Origin of the sequence: Paenibacillus sp. 2KB_22 (assembly GCF_052115745.1) — a bacterium.
Taxonomy (GTDB): domain Bacteria; phylum Bacillota; class Bacilli; order Paenibacillales; family Paenibacillaceae; genus Paenibacillus.
The window spans coordinates 1,222,446-1,244,885 of sequence record NZ_JBFRHG010000001.1 but is presented as its reverse complement, the minus strand read 5'-3'; the positions used below and the strand labels follow the sequence as shown (position 1 = coordinate 1,244,885).

Sequence of the window (22,440 nt, the reverse complement as noted above, 5' to 3'; positions counted from 1 at the left end):
GTGAAAATAAATGTCGATAGTATATCAAATGGCATCCACAGCATCTGCAAAAGCAACGGGAACAACTCAGACGACTGGAGCACAATCGAAAGGTTCAACTGCAGGTGTTAGCGGTGAATTTCTCCAAACTCTTGCACAATCGTTATCTGGAGGAAACACAGAAGGTGATAGTTCAAGCGCTACTGGAAGTTTAACTGCTAATCCGCTGGTGTTTTCCTTTGCTGCAAGTGAAGAAGGGGAAGCGACATCAATCACGGATATACTGAATTCGTTGTTCACGGACTTGGATTCACTTGACGAAGCTTTGGAAAATGATCCAGCTCTACTTGCAGGTTTGCAAACTCTGATTCAACAGATGTATGCACAACTAAATGATGCTTCTGGTACGAACGCAGAAGGTTCCGACGAGTCTTCGAACGGAGCGGAAAGCGTAAATACAGTACCTGCAATTGAACTGTCACAGCATCCGGCAGCAGTACGTTTTGTTCTGCAAGATATGCTTACACAATTAGTAGCCGGAATGAATGATCCAGAGAGTAACGTTGCGAAGAACGCTCCGGAATTCAAGCAACTACTACAATCTCTGCAGGGTCAGCTTCAAGAGGCTGGATTGGATACTAGCAATAACAAAGGATGGACTCAACTGAAATCCATACTGGATACGTTGACTGCAGTTAAGGATCAGACTGTGCAAGTCGCTCCAAGTACTTCGCTTCAAGCACCCAAACAGGATTCTGTCGTACCACAAGTTCTTGTTGCTGCAGTGGCGAATTCTGGAACCCAGGTGAAAGATGAGACGGAGACGACATCTGTTTCGAATGCAGGTGGAGAAGTGGAACACTCAACCATCATTACTGCGGGAGAGCTGTCCTTGCGTTCATCAGGTACAACAGCAGGAAAACCGGCTGAACCTGTAATGCAAACATCACAGTTTGCCAAAGAAATGACACAGTTTGTAGTCAACAAGCTGGATATTGTGCAGCAAAAAGGATTTTCCGAGGCGACCATCTCACTTCGGCCTGAGCATCTAGGAAAGTTGGATGTTCAAATTACCCTTCAGAACGGGCAATTGGTTGCAAGGTTTATGACTGAGCATACGATGGCCAAAGACATGCTTGAACAACAAATGACACAACTGCGTTCTTCACTTCAAGCCCAGGGAATTCAAGTGGAACGACTTGAGGTTACCCAGAACAGTTCAATCGGATCACAGATGTATCAGGACGGAGGCCGTCAGCCGGGAAGTAACTCTCAACAACAACGCCGTTCGCGGGAGCGTGAGGAACAATCGGATGATGCTATAGCTACAGCAGGAATCCAGGAAGAATTGCGTAACTGGCGTAGCGAGCAAGTCGAAGGAAATGAATTACAGAGAGATACTTTTAGTGCGAAGGCTTAAACAGAAATGAGGTGAACAAATGGCTAACGAAATTGTCTCAACGAATAATACCTGGCCGAACTATTCGGCAGCTAATAAAGCAACCACAAGTGCTGCAACAAAAGAATTAGGTAAAGATCAGTTTCTAAAAATCCTGATTACCCAGCTGCAAAACCAAGACCCTATGCAGCCGATGGAGGATAAGGAATTTATCGCTCAAATGGCACAGTTCAGCTCAGTGGAACAACTGGTCAACATTTCTACACAGCTCAAAACATTGAACCAGTCACTTGGTGCTGTATCCGGCATGATTGGCATGGAGGTAAGTTGGCTTTCTTCTAATAAAGAGGATAACGGAACTCTTCGTCAGGGTATTGTAGATTCCATCATTGTACGAGATAGCGTTCAATACGCAAAAGTGGGCAAAGACGAAATTAAACTGGATGAGATCATTCAAGTGAACTATCCCAAACAGGCAGAAGAGAGTCAAACTCCGGTTCAGAACGTTCAAGGTGTAGCCCCTGAAACGAACGAGAGCCAGGAAGTTGAATCATCCGCTGAACCGGGTGATACGGAAGACAGCGGGAAAACGATATGAGTGATCGCATAACGGTTGGACAATTATATGCAGGCCCGATTACACCGAATATGCTTCAAAGACCCAAAACGGGAGAAGCCACAGCTATACCCGAAAAACCTTTTGCAAAGGTGCTGGAAGATAATCTTCTGAAATTGAGCAATCATGCTGCCAAACGATTGGAACAGCGAGGTATTGAACTCAAGACCGAGCAAATGGAACAGATTGGTTCTGCTTTGGACAAAGCTGCTGCCAAAGGAGCCAAAGAGTCATTGATTTTAATGCAGGATATGGCTTTTATCGTCAATGTCAAAAATCGTACTGTGGTTACAGCTATGGATAGTGAAAGCATGAAGGATAATGTGTTCACTCAGATTGATAGTGCCGTAATCATTTCTTGACCGGCTGGCCCTTCTCGGGAGCCGGAATGCCGCTGACCGACTGATGCGGTAACCAAATGAAGACTGGGAGGATTTTTAAAAATGTTGAAATCAATGTACTCAGGCGTTTCCGGGATGCGGGGTTTTCAAACAAAACTCGACGTAATTGGTAACAATATCGCGAACGTAAACACGGTTGGCTTCAAAGGCAGTCGGGTTATGTTCAAAGATATTATGAGCCAAACTACGGCAGGGGTAACTGCCCCTGGCGATGCAACTGGTGGTGTCAATGCGAAACAAATCGGCCTTGGTGTGTCCGTAGGTTCAATTGATACGCTGCATCTGGCAGGTAGCCCAATGACAACGAACAATCCAACAGATCTTCGGATTAATGGAGATGGATTCTTCTTGGTACGTTTGAGTGAAGATCAGGAAGTACCTTATCTGACTCGTGCGGGGGACTTCCATGTGGATGCTGCACGTAACCTTTTGACATCGGATGGGTTGTTTGTTCTGGATAGCGGTGGTGGAAATATTACGATACCAGATGATGTTGTTTCCTTCACGATTGGTCAGGATGGAACAATTAACCAGACCATGGCAGACGGAACCATCGAAGCGGGTCCACAGATTGGAATTGGTAAAGTTGTCAATCCGGAAGGTCTTGAGAAAATTGGAGGCAACTTGTACCGTATGACAGCAAACGCGAATCCGGATGGGGTGCTGGAACCATTGACAGCGAACAGTGCTGAGGACGGAACAGGAGCAATCATTGCTGGACAGCTCGAGATGTCTAACGTGGATCTGACTGGAGAGTTTACTGAGATGATCGTAGCTCAACGTGGATTCCAGGCAAACTCCCGGATCATTACAACGTCGGATGAAATACTTCAGGAAGTTGTTAACCTGAAACGTTAATAGCTGATTAATGAATTTGTAAAACGTGGAGGAGCTTGCTCCTCCCACTCTGATCAAGGGGGCTTAGCATGATTTCGGTTACGCGGTTAAATGGTTCTCCCATGTGGTTAAATGCGCTGATGGTTGAAATTGTGGAAGAGACGCCGGATACGTATATTACTCTGGTAACTGGAAAGAGACTGATTGTGCTTGAAAAAGCCGATGACGTTATTTCCAAGATTAAAGATTACAACCGTGAAATCGGGGTTCAGGCAGCCACTATTAAAGTGCAGCAAACGGAGGAATCCTGATGAAAAAAATGATGCCCTGGCTTGCAACCATGTTGCTGGCAATAACACTCATTGTGGTGGTTGTGTTTGTATTTATGCAAGGACAGAACGGGACTAAGGACGACACACATACTGCTTCAGCTTCAGAAGCCAAGAAGATGACTGCGGATGAGATTGTAGAGGTTTCCTCTGAACTTGGAGAAATTAAAACCAATTTGGCTGATACGGATCATGTTATTGTCGTTAGCTTCTCATTCAAGTTGGCTGACGTAAAAGCGAAGGAAGATTTTGAGAAAATCAAAGAAATTGTGGTAAAACCAATCATCATTCAGACGCTTGCAGATACGAAGTCTGAGGAGCTGGCTACAGCGAAGGGCCGGATATTATTTAACGAGAAATTGACCGGTCTTATTAATGAAGCTTTACCAGAAGGTAATTTAAGTAGTACGAGCTTTTCATCCATTGTGATAGCAACGATGTAAATGAACAGAACATGCTGTAGACCTGTAAGGGGGTGAGAACATGGTGGATGTATTATCACAAAATGAGATTGACGCCCTATTAGCAGCCCTTTCTTCTGGTGAAATGGACGCAGAAGAATTGAAGAAGGAAGAAACTCAGAAGAAAATCAGATCGTACGATTTTAAGCGGGCGGTGCGTTTTTCCAAAGACCATATCAGAAGCTTGACTCGTATTCACGAAAACTTTGCACGCTTTCTCACCACTTATTTTTCAGCCCAACTGCGGACGTTCGTTCAAATCAATGTCGTTCAGGTCGAACAGTTGCCTTATGATGAGTTTATCCGCTCTATTCCTAAGATGACGATATTGAACATTTTTGAAGCGGAGCCACTACAGGGACGAATGGTGATGGAAGTCCATCCGAACGTGGGATATGCGATGTTGGATCGCCTGCTTGGTGGAACCGGGAGTGCTCCGACAAAGATTGCATCGATGACGGAGATTGAAACGACCATCATGGAGCGAATATTCAGCCGTGCATTTGAAAGTTTGCAGGAAGCATGGAAGACCGTGTTGGATATTTCCCCAAGGATGGAAGCGCTCGAGACCAATCCGCAATTTATGCAGATTGTATCTCCCAATGAAACGATTGCTCTGATCTCGCTCAGTACCAAAATTGGTGACACGACAGGCATGATCAATCTATGTATACCGCATGTCGTTCTTGAACCTATTATGTCACGGTTGTCAACTCATCAGTGGTTTGTTTCGGAGAAGAAAACCAGAGCTCCGGAAGAGTATGATGCTCTAAAAGAGCGTGTGAATAAAGCCAAGTTACCCATCGTTGCGGAATTGGGAGAATCCAGAATTTCAATTGCAGAATTTCTGGGTCTGTCTGTTGGTGATGTCATTACGTTGAACAAACCAGTGGATGAGGGACTTTCCATTAAAGTGGGTGACAAACTGAAATACATGGGCAGTCCGGGGACAATCAAGGACCGTGTGGCTGTGCAAATAGACAAGATTGTCACCGAAGGAGTTGAAGAATTTGACGAGTAAGGATTATTTATCCCAAGAAGAAATCGATGCTTTGCTTAGGCAATCGGAATCGATAAACAGCTCGGAACCCGCTGAAAAGACGGTTGATGATTTTTTGACCGAGCTGGAGCAGGATGCCTTGGGGGAGATTGGTAACATTACATTTGGTAGCGCGGCAACAGCCTTATCCACGCTATTGGGCCTCAAAGTAGATATTACAACACCTAAAGTTTCTATTATTAGTCGAACGCAGTTTGAAGAAGCTTTTCCTAAGCCGCATGTTGCCGTTCATGTAAATTACGTGGATGGATTTGAAGGCATTAACTCGCTTGTTATCAAGAAGAGAGATGCTCAAGTTATCGCTGATTTGATGCTGGGTGGCGAAGGTAATCCGGTCGATGAAGAACTGAATGAAATCCATATTAGTGCGGTACAGGAAGCAATGAACCAGATGATGGGTTCCTCTGCAACCTCAATGTCCACGATTTTTAATCGTTTTGTGAATATTTCTCCTCCGGGAATCGATATTCTCAATCTGGAGAGTGGAGAGGGTGTAAGTAATCTTCCAGCAGATGAGACTCTTATCCAAGTTTCATTTCGTTTGTTAATCGGGGATCTGATCGATTCCAATCTGATGCAGTTGCTTCCAGTTCATTTTGCCAAAAACATGGTAGACATGCTGATTGGAGGCGCTCAGGAGTCAACTGCCAGCGCACCGGTGGCAACAACACCTGAACCTGCACCAGTAGCAGTACCGGCAACGCCACCACCGGTTGCGGAGCAGCCGCCTGTTCAGCATCAGCAGCCCCCGCAGGCTCCTCAACAGCCTGTTCAGGACTATAACGGATATGGACAGACCCCAATGGGAATGCCGCAAGGAATGCCGCCGCAGCAGCCGTATGGTATGCCGCCACAGCAACCTTATGGTGCACCTCAACATTACGGTGGAATGCCAAATAGGAATGTTAACGTACAACCAGTTCAATTCGCCAATTTGCAAAATGGGGCGTATGGCCAGGTTGACGAAAACAATTTGAATTTATTGATGGACATTCCCCTTAAAGTCACCGTAGAATTAGGAAGGACCCAGAAGCAAATTAAAGATATTTTGGAACTGTCACAGGGTTCGATTGTCGAACTGGATAAGTTAGCCGGGGAACCTGTCGATATTTTGGTGAATAACAAACTGATCGCCAAGGGAGAAGTTGTCGTTATTGACGAAAACTTTGGTGTTCGTGTTATAGATATCGTTAGCCAATGGGACCGAATTCAGAAATTACAATAAGCACAATTTAGGGAGGACTTGAATCAAGATGGCAAACCGAATTTTAGTCGTAGACGATGCTGCATTTATGAGAATGATGATCCGGGACATTTTGTCCAAAAATGGATATGAGGTTGTTGGTGAGGCACAGGATGGTTCACAAGCAATTGAGAAATTTAAAGAGCTTCGTCCGGATCTGATCACAATGGATATTACGATGCCTGAGATGGATGGCATTGCAGCTTTGAAAGAAATCAAGAAGATTGATGCTAACGCTAAAGTGATTATGTGCTCTGCGATGGGTCAACAAGCGATGGTAATCGACGCCATTCAAGCAGGTGCAAAAGACTTTATCGTTAAACCGTTCCAATCTGACCGGGTTATCGAAGCGATTAGCAAGACACTGGGCGTTTAAGAGACATGATGATGGCTCAGGGTGATATACCAGGAGGAGCTGGCGCGGGAACCAATTATTATTTACAGCTTGTATGGGTGATTGTTGTCCTGGCCGTCATCCTGGCCCTTATTGTCTATCTGATCCGGTTCTTAAACAAACGGAATCAGCAGTGGTTACGTCATGGCACGATTCGTACCCTGGGCGGGGTTGGACTGGGGCAAAACAAGTCGCTGCAAATTATGGAAATTGGTGGAGTTGTCTATCTGCTTGGTGTAGGTGAAGATATCCAGTTGATAGATAAGGTTTCGGACCTGGAAGAGGCACAAAGAATCATTGATTCCTTCGAACGAGATGCTGCTGCACAACAAGGGAATCTCTCACCTCTCATTGCCAAGCTCACAAAACGTTTCCGTAGAGAAGAACCGCCGCGAGAAATGGAACTAGAGGACACAACTTCTTTTCACGAAATGTTTGAATCCAAACTTCGGCAGATGCCTAACCGTAAAGAGAAGATGGAAAAGCTCCTGGATAAAGACAATACTACAGATCGGTCGAGGGATTCATGAAGAAAAAGATTTGGTTAGCGTGTTGTTTATTAGGACTTATCAGTCTGGCATCTGTAACGGTTGCCTTTGCCGAGCCCATTCCGAATATTGATATTCAGATTGGAAACGGTGATGGAGGGACACCAAGCACGAGTTCACTGTCCATTATTCTGTTAATTACGGTGCTTAGTATTGCTCCAGCAATGCTTGTACTGATGACCAGTTTTACTCGGATTGTGATTGTGCTGGGTTTTGTACGTACATCTTTGGGTACACAACAAATGCCACCGAATCAGGTGCTGGTCGGTTTGGCGCTATTTCTGACACTTTTCATTATGTCGCCGACGTTGTCTTCCATAAATCAGGTAGCGCTTCAGCCCTATCTCCAGGGAGACCTTACACAAACCGAGGCGCTGGAAAAAGCAGCGGATCCCATAAAGAAATTTATGTTTAGTCACACCAGAGAAAAAGATCTGTTGCTGTTTATGAAGTACAATCAGACTGAACAACCAAAGACCTACCAGGATATCCCAATTACTGTAATGGTGCCGGCATATGTAATCAGTGAGTTGAAGACAGCATTCCAGATGGGGTTTATGATTTTTATTCCGTTTCTGGTGATAGACATTGTTGTCGCGAGTACACTCATGGCAATGGGCATGATGATGCTTCCGCCGGTCATGATCTCATTACCTTTCAAAATACTGCTCTTTGTCCTTGTGGATGGGTGGTATCTGGTTGTCAAGTCACTGTTACTGAGTTTTAATACTTGATCCGGAAAGTTAAAGGAGGACGGTCATGACTTCGGAATTTATTATCGGTCTGGCCGGGAAAGCGGTATACACGTCATTGCTGGCCAGTGCACCCATGCTTATACTAGCTCTGGTTGTAGGACTTGCAATCAGTATTTTCCAAGCGACAACTCAAATTCAGGAACAAACATTAGCTTTTGTGCCAAAGATTGTTGCCGTACTTCTGGCGGTACTTTTGTTTGGGCCTTGGATCTTAAATATCTTGGTCGATTTTACGTTCAACATTCTCGATAATCTATACAGATACATAGGGTAGGCTTTAGCAGATGGAGACATTATTGCAAAGTTTCCCTGTCGCTCTGCTTATGTTTTGTCGAATTGCATCATTTTTTGTAACTGCGCCGGTTTTTTCGGCTCGAAATGTGCCGGCCTCAGTTAAAGTTGGTATCTCTGCATTTGTCACATTGTCTGTCTATCTGATTTACGGAATAGACCAGACGGTACCCACAGACCTGAGTTATATTTTGCTCATCATCAGAGAGATTCTAATAGGCCTGCTTTTAGGTTTTGTGGCTTATCTGTTGATGACGGCTGTTCAGACTGCAGGGACCTTTATCGATCTACAGATCGGTTTTGGTATGGCCAATGTATACGATCCAATGACAGGTGCTTCAGCACCACTTACGGGAAATTTGAAGTATGCATTTGCTATGCTTCTGTTTCTGACGATGAATGGACACCATTATTTGCTGGATGCGATAGTTTATAGTTACCGGTGGATACCATTATCAAATTTATTTTTCTTGCGGTTGGCAGATGGAAGTATTGCAGAATTTTTGATTCAGACTTTAGGTCAATCATTTATGCTGGCTTTTCAGATGTCTGCTCCCATTGTAGTTGCGTTGTTTTTGACGGATGTTGGATTGGGTTTTTTGGCCAAAACGGCTCCTCAATTTAATGTATTTGCAGTCGGGTTGCCGCTTAAGTTACTCGTTGGTCTTGCTATTTTGCTTTTGCTGGTTCCCAGTTTCTCCTTTGTATTTAGTCAATTGTTCGAAGCGATATTCAGATCGATGGAAAAATTGCTTGGAACCATTGGACAAAGGCCCAGCTGAGTGAAACGGAGGAAAAGACGCAGATGAAACTTCAACTCGACCTCCAGTTGTTTTCAGGGGAGAAGACGGAGAAAGCTACCCCGAAAAAGAGACAGGATACACGAAAAAAAGGACAGGTTGTCAAAAGCGCTGAACTATCTGGCGCATCCATTCTCCTATTTGCGTTTTTGATCATGATGATATTCAGCAATTTCTATAAAGAACGTATAGTTCGTCTGTTCACAGATATCTTCATTAATCGATTGAGTATGGATATCACCGGAGAGAATGTGATGGCGCTTATGATGCGCTATGGCATTGAAGTTTTGTTATTGATCGCTCCCGTTTTGCTGGGTGCGGTACTGGTTGCTTTGATCGTTAACTACATGCAAGTTGGTTTTCTTCTTGTAGGGGAAGGTTTGAAGCCAAAACTTGAGAAACTGGACCCGATTAAAGGGTTCAAAAATATTTTCTCTCTTCGCTCATTAGTGGAATTTGCTAAATCCATTTTAAAAATGTCGATTATCGGTTATCTCGTTTACAGTACAATTAAGGGCTACCAGTCAGATATTGCTTCACTTTCTCATTTTTCATTGGATGCCATTTTACATTTCGCTGCGTCGATCACTTTAAGTCTTGGTATCAAGATTGCAGTGGCATTGATGATACTTGCGATCTTTGATTACATGTATCAGAAGTATGATCATGAAAAGAAGATCCGTATGTCCAAGCAAGACATTAAGGACGAGTACAAGAAAATGGAAGGTGATCCGCTGATCAAAGGTAAAATCCGGGAACGCCAGCGTCGAATGGCTATGCAGCGTATGATGCAGGAAGTGCCGAATGCGGATGTAATCATCACAAACCCGACTCACTTTGCGGTTGCGTTAAAGTATGAAGGTTCCGAGATGGAGGCACCGCAGATTATTGCCAAAGGTCAGGATTATGTCGCCTTGCGTATTAAGGAAATTGCCAAAGAAAACGGTGTTATCACGATGGAAAACAAGCCGTTAGCACGGGCGTTGTTCCAGAGAGCCGAGATTGGTGACGCCATACCGGCCGATTTGTTTCAAGCGGTAGCTGAAGTGCTGGCTTATGTATATAAATTAAAGGGCAGGACGAAATAAAAGGGGATCGGAGGCCGTACATTCATTGAAGATTAAAGATATAGCTGTCCTTGCGGGTATCATTGGCATTGTGTTGATGATGATTCTCCCGATCCCGACCTGGCTGTTGGACTTGTTACTGGTCGTCAATATTTCAATTGCGCTGATGATACTCCTTGTTGCAATGAACAGCAAAGAAGCATTGCAGTTTTCTATTTTCCCAGCTTTGCTGTTGATCACTACACTATTCCGACTGGCACTGAACATTTCCACAACCAAGCTAATCCTTGGTGATGGGGATGCTGGCGCCGTTGTTGCTACCTTCGGTAGCTGGATTGCTGGAGGTCAAATTGCAATAGGATTTATCGTGTTTTTAATCCTCGTTGTCGTTCAGTTTATCGTTATTACCAAGGGGTCTGAGCGCGTAGCTGAAGTTGCTGCCCGATTCACCCTCGATGCGATGCCTGGTAAACAAATGAGTATTGATGCGGATTTGAATGCGGGTCTGATCAACGAGCAACAAGCTCGTGAGCGTCGTTCCAAAATTGAACGTGAAGCCGATTTCTATGGAGCGATGGATGGAGCAAGTAAATTCGTAAAAGGTGACGCAATTGCAAGTATTATCATCCTCCTGATCAATCTTATCGGTGGATTTATTATCGGTATGACTGTTCATGGGATGGCTTTCGCAGATGCAATGTCAACGTACTCTGTCTTGACTATTGGAGATGGATTGGTAAGCCAAATCCCTGCCCTGCTTATTTCCACAGCAGCGGGACTTATCGTCACCAGAGCGTCATCAGAAGGAAACTTGGCAGATGATATTACGGGGCAACTGTTTACATATCCAATACTTATTTATATCGTAGCTTTCGTTATTGCCATGCTCGGTTTCTTTACGCCAATTCATGTTATGACTACACTTCCGTTGGCAGGTGTGTTGGCATATGCCGCGTGGCGTATGCAGAATAATTTGAACTTGAAACAGGAAGCGGAAGAACAGTTGGAAGAAGAACAGCAGATTGAAGAGGTCAGAAGTCCTGAAAGTGTAATTAACCTGCTTCAGGTGGATCCTATTGAGTTTGAATTTGGTTATGGTTTAATCCCGCTTGCTGATAATCAGCAGGGTGGGGACTTGTTGGATCGGATCATTATGATTCGGAGACAGTGTGCTCTTGAACTGGGGTTGGTCGTTCCGGTCATACGGATTCGAGATAATATCCAGCTCCGACCCAATGAGTATGTTATCAAAATCAAAGGTAACGTGGTAGGCGGCGGAGAACTGTTGTTGAATCACTACCTTGCCATGAGTCCTGGTTATGATGAGGAGTCCGTGACAGGTATTGAAACGACAGAGCCTGCTTTTGGACTTCCGGCACTATGGATTGATGAAGTAACCAAAGACAGAGCGGAACTTGCAGGATACACGGTCGTAGACCCTCCTTCCGTTGTGGCTACACATCTGACGGAATTGATTAAAAAGCATGCGCATGAGTTACTTGGAAGACAAGAAACGAAAGCACTTGTGGATAATCTCAGAGAGAACTATTCTGCCCTGGTGGATGAACTGATTCCTTCTCTACTTTCCATTGGTGATGTGCAGAAAGTACTTGCCAAGTTATTGCGTGAGAAAATATCTATTCGTGATATGGTTACCATCTTCGAGACACTAGCTGACTATGGTACGTATACGAAGGATCCTGATGTGCTAACTGAGTACGTCAGACAATCCCTCTCACGTCAGATTACTCAGCAGTTCTCACAGAAAGGTGAGACACTTCGGGTGATCACCGTTGGACCTGGTCTTGAGAAGAAAATTGCTGAAAGTGTGCAACAATCGGATCAAGGCAGCTATCTTGCGCTAGACCCTGTTTCTACACAAAGTGTGTATCAGAAGCTGAGTGAACAAGTGAACCGTTTGATTCAATCAGGTCAACAACCTGTTGTGTTAACTTCTCCAACCATTCGGATGTATCTGCGTCAGGTTATTGAACGTACTATGCAGGACATTCCAGTGCTTTCCTACAGCGAGTTGGAGCCGAATGTTGAAATTCAAAGTATCGGGGTGGTGAACTTATGAGAGTAAAACAATACGTTGTTGAGACCATGCCCGAAGCTATGCTTCAAATTCGCAAAGACCTGGGAAGTGATGCCGTCATTCTGTCCACCAAAGAGATCAAGGTGGGCGGTGTGATGGGAATGTTTCGCAAAAAACGGATCGAAGTTGTAGCTGCAGTGGATAAGGAAGAAAACAAGCAAACGACAAAGCCAGTACAAAATCAATTCACACCTGTACCTCGTGCATTTGTACCTGAGGCTTATCGGCAAACTGCTCGTTCGTTTGTTGCGGCTTCTGATGAGTCGACGACAACGAATACAGCTGATCAAAGTGTACAGGAAAAGTCTGCGGCCGCGCCGTCTGTGTTTGAATCGCGTAATATCAGTTCAGACATAGACAGCGGCCCAGGTTCTTCGAGCACGGATCATAAACCGCGACCGCAAGGGGCGGATTTTTCGGGTTCAACAACTGGCACGAAGCTAACAGGTTCAGACCTGCAGCAGGATAAGTTGATGACTGAATTGCAGGATCTTAAACAAATGGTGACCAGGCTTTCAAAGCAAGGTACTTCTGCGGACCCTGTACCAGAGGAACTGCAACCGATCCGAGAACGTTTGACAGAACAAGATGTTTGGCCTGAAGTATGGGAATCCTGGTTCGATTCAATTCAAGCAAGATTGTCTGTGGATGGATTGAAAGAACAGGATGTAGAACAAATGGTGAAGCTTGAGGTCATTCACTTTTTGGAGCAACGTATTGAAGAAGGGATCCTTCCTACTACTCGAATCGTCTATGTAGCTGGACCAACAGGTGTAGGAAAAACGACGACAATTGCAAAATTGGCTGCTGAACAAATGTTCAAAAAACAGCGTAAAGTTGGATTCATTACATCAGATACGTATCGGATCTCGGCGGTAGAACAGCTTAGAACATATGCATCTATACTGAATGTTCCACTTGAGGTGGTGCAATCACCCGGTGATACACAACGTGCCATTTCTAGATTAGAGAATTGTGACTTAATCTTTATGGATACAGCGGGCAGAAACTACAGAAATGAATTACTTGTTTCGGAACTGCAAAGTTTACTTGCTCCTGTAGAGAATAGCGAAACCTTTCTGGTGATGAGTATGACTTCCAAAAGTGCTGATATGGTTCAGATCACGGAACATTTCAGTAAATATGGTCTGGATAAGGTGATTTTCACCAAAATGGATGAGACTGGGAGCTGCGGTCCGCTATTTAACTTATTACACCGTTTTCCACTCAAGCTCGCATATGTGGCAAATGGACAAAATGTTCCGGACGATTTGTTGAAGCCGGACGCAGATTCGTTGTCTAAACAGTTGCTGGGAGAAGGGTCACAATGAAGGATCAGGCAGCTGCACTTCGGAGTATGGTCTCCACGCCATTGGAATTGGAAGGCATTGAACGAGATATTCGATCCTCAAAAATCATTACTGTGGCCAGTGGTAAGGGCGGTGTTGGGAAATCCAATTTTACACTGAACTTTGCCTTGGCATTGCAGGCTTTGGGGAAAAAGGTACTTGTGTTTGATGCCGATATTGGAATGGCGAATATTGATGTTCTTATGGGTACTTCTTCTTCCTATAATCTTTACCACCTGTTGTACCGACAAAAATCTATAAGGGAGATCATACAACTGGGTGCCAGCGGCTTGCCTTACATTGCTGGTGGATCAGGCATGAAAGAGTTATTCTCATTGTCTGATCGTGATCTGGAGTTCTTCGCCAGTCAAGTGGAGGATATTGCCCAGGAAATGGATTATGTCATCTTTGACACTGGGGCAGGACTCTCCAGGGAGAATATGAAGTTCATCGGTGCTGCCGATGAATGCCTGATTATAACCACACCTGAACCGACTTCAATAACCGATGCTTATGCTTTAGTCAAAGTTATGCACGGCCAGGAAAATGCTACGCCCTTTCGGATGATCGTTAACCGGGTGGAGGACGAACGAGAAGCGGAACGGGTGGCAGATAAAATAGCTGGAGTGGCAAGGCGGTTTTTGCAGACGGATATTCCGCTGCTTGGGTATATTTCAGAAGACGCTCAGGTAGTCAAGGCGGTTAAAAGGCAAATGCCCTATAGTCTGGCTTATCCCAATGCCAAAGCCTCCAAAGATATAGAGAAACTTGCTCTTCGTTATCTGGCTGTACCTGCAACTCCGGGATCCGGAACCTTGACAGGAATCAGGGGATTTATGAATAAGTGGCTTAAACGGACAACATGATTTCTGAATAAAGGAAACAGGGGTGACACAACATGGCGGTGTATCAAGTATTGGTTGTCGATGATTCCGCTTTTATGCGTAAGATTGTTACGGATTTGATCCAAGCGGATCCGGAATTCAAGGTCACGGCAACGGCATCAAACGGTAGAGAAGCGATTCAAAAAACACTAGAATTGAAACCCGATATTATTACAATGGACGTTGAGATGCCCGAAATGAATGGGCTGGACGCATTAAAATCAATTATGAAGGAATCCTTCGTTCCTGTGATTATGCTCTCTGGTATCAATGAACAAGGCATGAAAGAAACCATTATGGCGCTTGAAGCCGGGGCATTTGACTTCATTCGCAAACCATCTATTTCACATGACCAGGATATTGCTCAAGTTGGTAAAGCCTTGGTTGAGCGCATGCGTGCTGCGATGAATGAGATCAAGCGAAAAGCTGATCGTAATTTATCCTTGAAAAATAGAGAGATTCCGCGCGGAACAGTTGTCCCTTCAGCTCAGCAGGTACAGAAAGAAATGCCAGGCAGGGATCGAGCAGAGCCTGTGAAAAAAATGATTGAACCTGCCCAGACGAGTCAACGCTCTCTTCAAGAGCGGACTGAAGTCTTTCAGGCCAAATCAAAGAAACCAATTGAGCCATTATCACCTTCGAAACCAGGCCGGGTAGAGAATAAACCTGAGCCTTTGCCGAAGGCAGAGCGGAAGTCGGGGACGAATGCAGAGAGAGTAGTGAGATCCGCTAATCCAGTGCAGACTCCGAAGGAAGTTCGGCTACCTAATGCAGCTAGACAGGCAGCTGATCAAGTAGCAGCAGCCTCTGCAAAAGCCAAGGATTTAATCAAGCCTAATCCTGTCCCCAAAGGTGCAGCGGGGCCGGAAGGCACATTCAACAAGCTAGTGGCAATAGGTTGTTCTACGGGTGGACCGAGGGCTCTCAAGACATTGCTCGAGCAGTTGCCTGCTGACTTGCCTGCACCGGTCATTATTGTGCAGCATATGCCGCCCAATTTCACACGTTCTCTGGCTCAACGACTGAATACGTTCAGTCCACTGCATGTGGTTGAAGCCGAAGAAGGCATGGTCCTGAAAAAAGGGACCGCCTATATAGCACCCGGCGGATACCATGTGAAAGTTAACAAAACAGCAGACGGGAAGTTTGTTGTGAAGTTGACTGAAGATCAACCAGTGAATGGGCATAGACCTTCAGTGGATACGATGTTTGAGTCGCTTCTGCCGTTTACATCTTTACAAAGGCATCTTGTTTTGCTGACAGGTATGGGAAGTGACGGAGCACGTATGATGAAGAAATTATACGAAGCTGGAGTTACATCAACCTTTGCCGAGAATGAAGAAACATGTGTTGTATATGGTATGCCGCGTTCTGCTGTAGAGCTGCAATGCGTTCGTCATCTTCTGCCACTGCAGGAGATTGCGTCTAAACTTGTTCAAGCAGTGAAATAACGGAGTGTAACTCACGGAGGAGGTGCCTCACAATGGACATGAACCAATATTTATCCATGTTTATTGATGAGTCTAATGATCATCTGCAATCGCTTAACGAAAACATGCTTCAACTTGAAGGCAATCCGGAAGATCTGGGCATAGTTCAGGTTATATTCCGCTCTGCTCATACCTTAAAAGGTATGGCAGCAACCATGGGCTTTGAAGATTTGGCATCATTGACACATAAAATGGAAAATGTGCTGGATCTGGTTCGTAATGAGAAGTTAAAAATGCAGGATTACATTTTTGACACCATGTTTAAGAGTCTGGACGCTTTAGAAACCATGGTTCAGGATATTACTGAAGGTGGACAAGGTAAAGCGGATGTGTCATCCATCGTTGCTTCACTTCAGGCAATTGAAAATGGTGAGATGACAAGCGGAGCTGCTCCTGCAACTGAAAACAAACCGGCTAACGCCTCAATTGCTTCGGCTGTGGAGCTGGATGAATTCCAGTATTCGGTGCTGGATCAGTCCATTGCTGAAGGCCACCGTGTGTTTTATGTGGATGTGCTTGTTAGCGAACATAGCCAGTTAAAAGGTGTACGGGCTTATATGGTCTTTGATATGCTGGAACGTTCAGGTGAAGTTGTTAAAGCTTACCCGTCCGTTCAGGATATTGAGCAGGAGAAGTTTGAGCGCAGTTTCTCGTTGTATTACATAACAACTAAAGAGGCGCACGAACTGGAAGAAGGCATCATGAGTATCTCTGAAATTGAAAGTGCGAAGCTCATTCAACTGGATCAAGAGACTCTTCAACAGATGGCCAATCAGGTAGCAGCTACAGTTGAAGCGCCACCTGCACCAACAGCTGTAGCTGAGGTTGCTTCGTCAGATAATAATTCTGCACCTAAAGAAGAAGCCAAGGCGGCACCAGCTAAAACAGCTGCGCCGAAGCAAGCTGCTGCACCTTCACGTACCATTCGTGTGGATATTGAACGTCTCGATGTATTGATGAACCTGTTCAGTGAACTGTTGATTGACCGTTCACGTCTGGAGCAACTGGCCAGTGAGACAGGCAACAATGATTTATCCGATACAGTAGCCCATTTAAGTCGAGTTAGCACAGATTTGCAAAATATTGTACTGAAATTACGGATGGTTCCGGTAGATACCGTATTTAATCGATTCCCGCGCATGATCCGTGATCTGGCTAAGACGCTTGATAAGAAAATCGATTTGGTCATTACAGGTGCTGAGACAGAATTGGATCGTACGGTAATTGATGAGATTGGTGATCCGCTTGTGCATCTACTGCGTAACGCGGTTGACCATGGTGTGGAATCCATTGCAGAGCGTGTAGCTGCTGGTAAACCAGAGATGGGCACAGTGAACCTGCGCGCCTTCCACAGTGGAAATCACGTGTTTATTGAAATTGAAGATGATGGTAAAGGTATCTATCGCGACAAGCTATTGAAAACCGCGATCAAACGTGGTGTTGTAACCGAAGAACAAGGCGCCAAGATGAGTGACGATGAAGTGAATCAACTGTTGTTCGCACCTGGTTTTAGTACTGCTGATATTATCTCGGATATCTCTGGCCGGGGCGTTGGCTTGGATGTAGTAAAATCGAAGATCACTTCGCTTGGTGGTAATGTAACGATTCATTCAACTCCAGGCAAAGGTACAAACTTCTCTGTTCAGCTTCCGTTGACTCTATCCATTATCGCTGCAATGCTTGTACGACTTGGTTCAGAGAAATACGCAGTTCCGTTGTCCTCCATTGTAGAGACGGCCATTGTACAACGTGAGCAAGTTCGTAATATTCACGGCAATAAAATGATTACGTTCCGTGAGTCACTGATTCCGTACTTGTCCTTGAGCGAAGTGTTCTCCGTACCGGATTTCAATGACGCTGATGAGCAGGAAACAGAAATTGTCGTGATTCGTAAAGGCGACCGTCTTGCAGCCGTAGCTGTTGAAGAATTTATTGGACAAAGTGAGATTGTTCTCAAATCAATGGGAACCTATCTTCCTGCTATTGAAGGAATCTCTGGAGCAACCATTCTTGGAGATGGACAAGTAGCCCTGATTCTTGATCCTAATGCATTTATTAAATAAGCATAGAGCTAAGTCTTACATTTAATAGGGAGGTTTTTTACATGGAAGAAGAGTTGAAAGTCATCGTCTTTAAATTGGGTTCGGAAGAGTATGGTATTGAGGTAGACAAGGTTCAGACGATTGAGCGCATGATGCCAATTACCCGTGTTCCCAAGACACTTTCCTTTGTAAAAGGAGTTATCAATCTACGCGGTGTTGTTATTCCGGTCATCGACCTACGCGGTCGTTTCTCCCTTCCGGAATCGGAGTACACAGATCAGACTCGTATTGTTATCGTAGGTGTAGATGACATGCAAGTTGGCTTTATCGTTGATTCTGCTAATGATGTTATTGATATCAAGAGCAGTGCGATCGATAGCCCACCAGAAGTGGTTGGTGGCGTCAAAGCGAGATACCTGCGAGGTGTTGCTAAATTGGAGGATTCACGCTTGCTGATTATGCTTAACTTGAACGAAGTATTAAATAAAAGCGAGATTGTACAGCTGGAAAGTGTTGAGGGCTAGTACCGTGGAGATGTTCAACCGATTTGAGGTATTCCAGATGGATGTGCTCAAAGAGGTCGGTAACATTGGAGCAGGCAACGCCGCAACGGCGTTGTCTCAGCTCCTCAACAGACCGATTGACATGGGTGTACCTAAAGTACAAATGCTGCCTTTTGAAGAAGTTGCCGAAAAAGTGGGCGGAGATGAACGCATCGTTGTTACCGTATTTCTTCGTGTAGAAGGTGAAGCACCGGGAAATCTTTTCTTTATGATGACACCAGAGGCTGCTAAAATGTTGTTGAATAGACTTGCTGGGTTTGATCTGAGAGAAGGACTCGCGTTTACAGATATGGAGCAATCAGCGCTTTCCGAGATTGGAAATATTTTAGCTGGATCCTATCTTTCTTCTTTGGCAGATTTCACGAAATTGTCCATGTACCCAACTGTTCCTGGACTTGCCATCGACATGGCGGGTGCCATTCTAAGCTATGGTTTGTTGCAGTTTGGCGAGATGGGTGACGCTGCATTGTTGATTGACACATCTTTCTTTGAAGGTGAAGATCAAGTTGAGGGTCAGTTTTTCCTTATTCCGGATCCACCATCCTTTGCAAAGATATTTGAATCGCTAGGGGTGCCACTGAGCCATGATTGAGGACAAAAGCGTCGTTAAAGTCGGTATGGCGGATTTAAACATCGCTCATCTTCCTGGTGTAATCCGTACGACTGGTTTGGGTTCGTGTGTGGGATTAACAATGTATGACCCACATTTGAAGCTGGCTGGAATGGCGCATGTCATGCTTCCTAGTTCAGAGATCGCCCGCGAAGGGAAACTGAACACGGCGAAATATGCGGATACGGCGTTGCCTGAGCTTTTGGAAAAAATGATAAAACTAGGCGCTTCTCACTCACGTATTGTGTCTAAAATGGCGGGAGGCTCTCAGATGTTTGCCTTTGCTGGCGCTGGAGATACAATGCGCATTGGACCACGGAATGCAGATTCTTGTCGAGAGTGGCTTCAAAAACTCAATATCCCTCTTCTTGCAGAAGATACGGGTGGGAATTATGGACGAACGATTGAGATGGACTGTGAAACTGGACTTTTGACTATTCGAAGTGTACAAATGGGTGTAAAGGAACTATAAGACTATGATAGGAAACTACCGCATTAATCTTGGAGCAGGCATCGTTGGGTTTATTCTTACTTTTTTTGTAGCATACAGCAGCAATGTGTTGATGACCAGTTTAATTCGCGGATTGATTGGATTCGTAGCCTGGTTTGTCCTTGCATACGGTTTACGCTGGGGAATGGGATTGCTGCTGAACCCTCAGACTGAGGGAAATGGATATGGTTATGATTCACCAAGTGCTCAAGATCAAAGAGGTTCACAGGTGGACATTAAAATCGAAGACGATGGACAAGAGCTGAATGATTTGCTCAAAAGTGGACAGAACGCTTCATCTGGGGATGATCTTCCGCCATCTGAGACGAAAGCTCCAACGGGATTCGCCCCTTTGGATCCGCCTAAACTTGTCCGGACCAAGGATCCGGAGGAATTGGCGCAGGCCGTTCGTCACCTGACAGACAAATAAGGAGGGTGAAAGCAATTGAACGAGCGTAAAGCTTCACATTTGAACCATTCTGATCTGTGGGAAAAGTGGAAAGAACATGGAGATCTTGAAGCCAAGAAAACGTTGATTGAAAAGTATCTTCATATTGTAAACTATGTATCTGGTCGACTGGCTGTTGGTTTACCCAAAAATGTTCCCAAGGATGACTTGGAGAGCAATGGAGTTATGGGGTTAATTGATGCATTGGAGAAATTCGACTATGAACGTGGTCTGCAATTCGAAACTTATGCATCATGGAGGGTCCGCGGAGCCATTCTTGACGGTCTGCGCCAAGGTGATTGGGTTCCGCGTTCTGTTCGAGAGAAGGCCAAGCGCATTGAAGACGCCTACCAACAGCTGGAACAAAGCTATCTTAGGTCCGTCAGTGATGAGGAAATGAGTCAGTATCTGGACGTGTCTACCAAAGATTTTCAACATATGCTTCAGGAAGTGGCAGTTATGTCACTTTGCTCGCTAGAAGACCCCATTCGTGAAGAAGAGTCTGAGACTCGTCTATCTTTGATGGTGGATGAGAAAGCCAAAAATCCGGATTATAAAGTGAATGAATTTTATTTAAAGGAAGCTTTGGTGCAAGGACTTGACAAGTTGACGGTAAAAGAGAGAACGGTTGTTTCACTCTTGTATTACGAAGATCTTTCTCTTAGTGAAATTGCGGAGGTCATGTCTCTTTCTCCGTCTCGTATATCCCAGTTACATTCCAAGGCAATATTACGACTACGCGGCACGTTGGACAAACAGAAAGATTTGTTGATGCGTAAAGATTAATAGAGAAAAGTAATATAATTGGAGTTTGGGGAGTGGAAAGTCTAAAAGGGGGAAGAATTGCAGTGACACAGCGGACTGCTTTGGAACAGTGTTTAAACATTGTTTTATCGGACGACAAATGCATAGCCTACCTTGAATTTTCCAAAGAGGAAGAAGGCTTTGCCTGCACGATCGATGAACTTGAACAATTTGTGGCGAACAAGGGCATCAAACAGGGTGTAATGCGAGAGGCATTACTACTTTTTGTGAGTAACCCTGAAACCTATTTAAAAGATAAATACAAGATTGCGGAAGGTATCGCTCCTATTCAGGGAACAGATGGATTCATCAAGATTCTGGTTGGAATGGACGATACGAACGAACGACGACCGCTCGAATCGGAAGATGGAACCGTCGATTACAAAGAAGTGACCCGGTTAAACAATGTCCGTAGTGGTCAGATCATTGCAGAGCGAATCGCTCCTTGTGATGGCATACCAGGCAGGGCAGTAACAGGTGAGGAAATTCCTTACCGTCCGGGAAAAGAAGCTCGGTTTAAAGTTGGGAAAAACGTTGTGATTAACCCGGATGGTTCTGCGATGTATGCTGCACTGGATGGGCTGGTTACCAAAACGGACGGTAACAAACTGAATGTGTTTCCGGTATATGAAGTCAATGGTGATGTTGATTACAATAACGGTAATATCGACTTTGTAGGCACAGTTGTCATACGAGGCAATGTACTTACCGGATTTAAAGTGAAAGCAGCAGGTGACATTCGTGTCGTCGGAGGTGTCGAAGGAGCGGAACTGGAAGCAGGCGGCTCAATCGAAATTACCGGTGGTATTATTGGTTATAACAAAGGACTGGTACAAGCAGGCCACAATGTTAAATGTACGTTTATTCAAGAGGGCAACGTGGATGCTGGTGAAGATGTTCTGGTCTCCCAGAGCATTATGCATTCCAATATTCGGGCTGGGCATGGTGTCATCTGTGCGGGAACCAAGGGTCTTATTGTTGGTGGCTCGATCCAGGCCGGTCAGAACGTCTCAGCGCGTGTTGTGGGCAACAGCATGTCCACAGTCACTTCCATTGAAGTTGGTGTACTGCCGAAGCTGCGTAACGAACTGAATGATTTGCGTAAGGAAGCCAGAGAACAGATGGACTCCTTGGACAAAACAAAGAAGGCTTTGACATTGTTAGACCAGTTAGCTGCCGCTGGACAATTAAGTCCGGATAAAATGTCGATGCGGATCAAACTGAATGCTACGCAGAAATCTGCTCTTCGTATAAGTGAAGAAACGAAAATGCGTATCTTTGAAATTGAAAAGGCGCTTGAAGATACAAGTAAGGCTCGTGTTGATATTTTGAAGATGATTTATGGAGGCTCTAAAATAGTTATCGGCAGATACACGAAATTTATTAAAGATCCAGTAAGTCGAATTTCATTTTATTATCATGATGGCGATATTACGATGGTTCCATACGTTTAAGTACAGCATTCAGGCACAGGAAGAAATC

General features: G+C 44.8%; 25 protein-coding genes. All 25 read left to right on the top strand.

The window, feature by feature from the left end; translation table 11 throughout:
* Positions 1-10 precede the first annotated feature (10 nt).
* Positions 11-1,399: a flagellar hook-length control protein FliK gene (locus AB4111_RS05310; protein ID WP_442030741.1), complete on the top strand. Its 1,389-nt coding sequence runs from the start codon at positions 11-13 to the stop codon at positions 1,397-1,399.
* Positions 1,400-1,418: 19 nt separating this feature from the next.
* A complete protein-coding gene (locus tag AB4111_RS05305; RefSeq protein WP_442030740.1) occupies positions 1,419-1,976 on the top strand; it encodes a flagellar hook capping FlgD N-terminal domain-containing protein in 558 nt (185 codons plus the stop codon).
* Positions 1,977-2,026: 50 nt separating this feature from the next.
* Entirely contained in the window at positions 2,027-2,356 is a 330-nt protein-coding gene (locus AB4111_RS05300) for a TIGR02530 family flagellar biosynthesis protein (RefSeq protein ID WP_442031582.1), read from the top strand.
* 81 nt (positions 2,357-2,437) lie between these two features.
* Positions 2,438-3,253, top strand: coding sequence for a flagellar basal body rod protein FlgG (flgG, locus tag AB4111_RS05295; RefSeq protein WP_442030739.1), 816 nt, complete (start codon positions 2,438-2,440; stop codon positions 3,251-3,253).
* A gap of 68 nt (positions 3,254-3,321) precedes the next feature.
* On the top strand, positions 3,322-3,543 hold the full coding sequence (locus AB4111_RS05290) for a flagellar FlbD family protein (protein ID WP_076208897.1): 222 nt from the start codon (positions 3,322-3,324) through the stop codon (positions 3,541-3,543).
* Entirely contained in the window at positions 3,543-4,004 is a 462-nt protein-coding gene (locus tag AB4111_RS05285) for a flagellar basal body-associated FliL family protein (RefSeq protein WP_442030738.1), read from the top strand. The genes AB4111_RS05290 and AB4111_RS05285 overlap by 1 nt, the downstream gene beginning before the upstream one ends.
* A 40-nt stretch (positions 4,005-4,044) precedes the next feature.
* Positions 4,045-5,043 carry a flagellar motor switch protein FliM gene (fliM, locus tag AB4111_RS05280; protein ID WP_442030737.1) on the top strand — a complete coding sequence of 333 codons (999 nt, stop codon included), beginning with the start codon at positions 4,045-4,047 and terminating at the stop codon, positions 5,041-5,043.
* A complete protein-coding gene (gene fliY, locus AB4111_RS05275; protein ID WP_442030736.1) occupies positions 5,033-6,307 on the top strand; it encodes a flagellar motor switch phosphatase FliY in 1,275 nt (424 codons plus the stop codon). Before fliM ends, fliY begins: the two co-directional genes overlap by 11 nt.
* Before the next feature lie 28 nt (positions 6,308-6,335).
* Positions 6,336-6,701 carry a response regulator gene (locus tag AB4111_RS05270; protein ID WP_017689175.1) on the top strand — a complete coding sequence of 122 codons (366 nt, stop codon included), beginning with the start codon at positions 6,336-6,338 and terminating at the stop codon, positions 6,699-6,701.
* A gap of 11 nt (positions 6,702-6,712) precedes the next feature.
* Positions 6,713-7,249 carry a flagellar biosynthetic protein FliO gene (locus AB4111_RS05265; protein ID WP_442031581.1) on the top strand — a complete coding sequence of 179 codons (537 nt, stop codon included), beginning with the start codon at positions 6,713-6,715 and terminating at the stop codon, positions 7,247-7,249.
* Positions 7,246-8,001, top strand: a complete 756-nt coding sequence (gene fliP / locus AB4111_RS05260) for a flagellar type III secretion system pore protein FliP (protein WP_315936325.1) — start codon at positions 7,246-7,248, stop codon at positions 7,999-8,001. Before AB4111_RS05265 ends, fliP begins: the two co-directional genes overlap by 4 nt.
* 25 nt (positions 8,002-8,026) lie before the next feature.
* The gene (gene fliQ / locus AB4111_RS05255; protein ID WP_047842485.1) at positions 8,027-8,296 is read left to right on the top strand and encodes a flagellar biosynthesis protein FliQ; all 270 of its coding nucleotides are present in this window, start codon (positions 8,027-8,029) and stop codon (positions 8,294-8,296) included.
* Positions 8,297-8,306: 10 nt separating this feature from the next.
* Positions 8,307-9,095 carry a flagellar biosynthetic protein FliR gene (gene fliR / locus AB4111_RS05250; RefSeq protein WP_442030735.1) on the top strand — a complete coding sequence of 263 codons (789 nt, stop codon included), beginning with the start codon at positions 8,307-8,309 and terminating at the stop codon, positions 9,093-9,095.
* 23 nt (positions 9,096-9,118) lie between these two features.
* Entirely contained in the window at positions 9,119-10,201 is a 1,083-nt protein-coding gene (gene flhB / locus AB4111_RS05245) for a flagellar biosynthesis protein FlhB (RefSeq protein WP_442030734.1), read from the top strand.
* 25 nt (positions 10,202-10,226) lie between these two features.
* On the top strand, positions 10,227-12,260 hold the full coding sequence (flhA, locus tag AB4111_RS05240; RefSeq protein WP_442030733.1) for a flagellar biosynthesis protein FlhA: 2,034 nt from the start codon (positions 10,227-10,229) through the stop codon (positions 12,258-12,260).
* Entirely contained in the window at positions 12,257-13,609 is a 1,353-nt protein-coding gene (gene flhF, locus AB4111_RS05235; protein WP_442030732.1) for a flagellar biosynthesis protein FlhF, read from the top strand. The genes flhA and flhF overlap by 4 nt, the downstream gene beginning before the upstream one ends.
* Complete coding sequence (locus AB4111_RS05230) at positions 13,606-14,493, top strand: MinD/ParA family protein (protein ID WP_442030731.1); 888 nt, start codon at positions 13,606-13,608, stop codon at positions 14,491-14,493. Before flhF ends, AB4111_RS05230 begins: the two co-directional genes overlap by 4 nt.
* A gap of 32 nt (positions 14,494-14,525) precedes the next feature.
* A complete protein-coding gene (locus AB4111_RS05225; protein ID WP_442030730.1) occupies positions 14,526-15,962 on the top strand; it encodes a protein-glutamate methylesterase/protein-glutamine glutaminase in 1,437 nt (478 codons plus the stop codon).
* A 32-nt stretch (positions 15,963-15,994) separates the two neighbouring features.
* Positions 15,995-18,064, top strand: coding sequence for a chemotaxis protein CheW (locus AB4111_RS05220; protein ID WP_442030729.1), 2,070 nt, complete (start codon positions 15,995-15,997; stop codon positions 18,062-18,064).
* A gap of 41 nt (positions 18,065-18,105) precedes the next feature.
* Entirely contained in the window at positions 18,106-18,567 is a 462-nt protein-coding gene (locus tag AB4111_RS05215) for a chemotaxis protein CheW (RefSeq protein WP_145318865.1), read from the top strand.
* A 10-nt stretch (positions 18,568-18,577) separates the two neighbouring features.
* A complete protein-coding gene (locus tag AB4111_RS05210) occupies positions 18,578-19,198 on the top strand; it encodes a chemotaxis protein CheC (protein ID WP_253442494.1) in 621 nt (206 codons plus the stop codon).
* On the top strand, positions 19,191-19,688 hold the full coding sequence (locus AB4111_RS05205; RefSeq protein WP_442030728.1) for a chemotaxis protein CheD: 498 nt from the start codon (positions 19,191-19,193) through the stop codon (positions 19,686-19,688). Before AB4111_RS05210 ends, AB4111_RS05205 begins: the two co-directional genes overlap by 8 nt.
* Before the next feature lie 4 nt (positions 19,689-19,692).
* On the top strand, positions 19,693-20,136 hold the full coding sequence (locus AB4111_RS05200; RefSeq protein WP_442030727.1) for a hypothetical protein: 444 nt from the start codon (positions 19,693-19,695) through the stop codon (positions 20,134-20,136).
* Between the two features lie 15 nt (positions 20,137-20,151).
* On the top strand, positions 20,152-20,940 hold the full coding sequence (locus AB4111_RS05195; protein WP_253433820.1) for a FliA/WhiG family RNA polymerase sigma factor: 789 nt from the start codon (positions 20,152-20,154) through the stop codon (positions 20,938-20,940).
* A gap of 62 nt (positions 20,941-21,002) precedes the next feature.
* The gene (locus tag AB4111_RS05190) at positions 21,003-22,412 is read left to right on the top strand and encodes a DUF342 domain-containing protein (RefSeq protein ID WP_253442496.1); all 1,410 of its coding nucleotides are present in this window, start codon (positions 21,003-21,005) and stop codon (positions 22,410-22,412) included.
* The last annotated feature ends 28 nt before the right edge of the window (positions 22,413-22,440 follow it).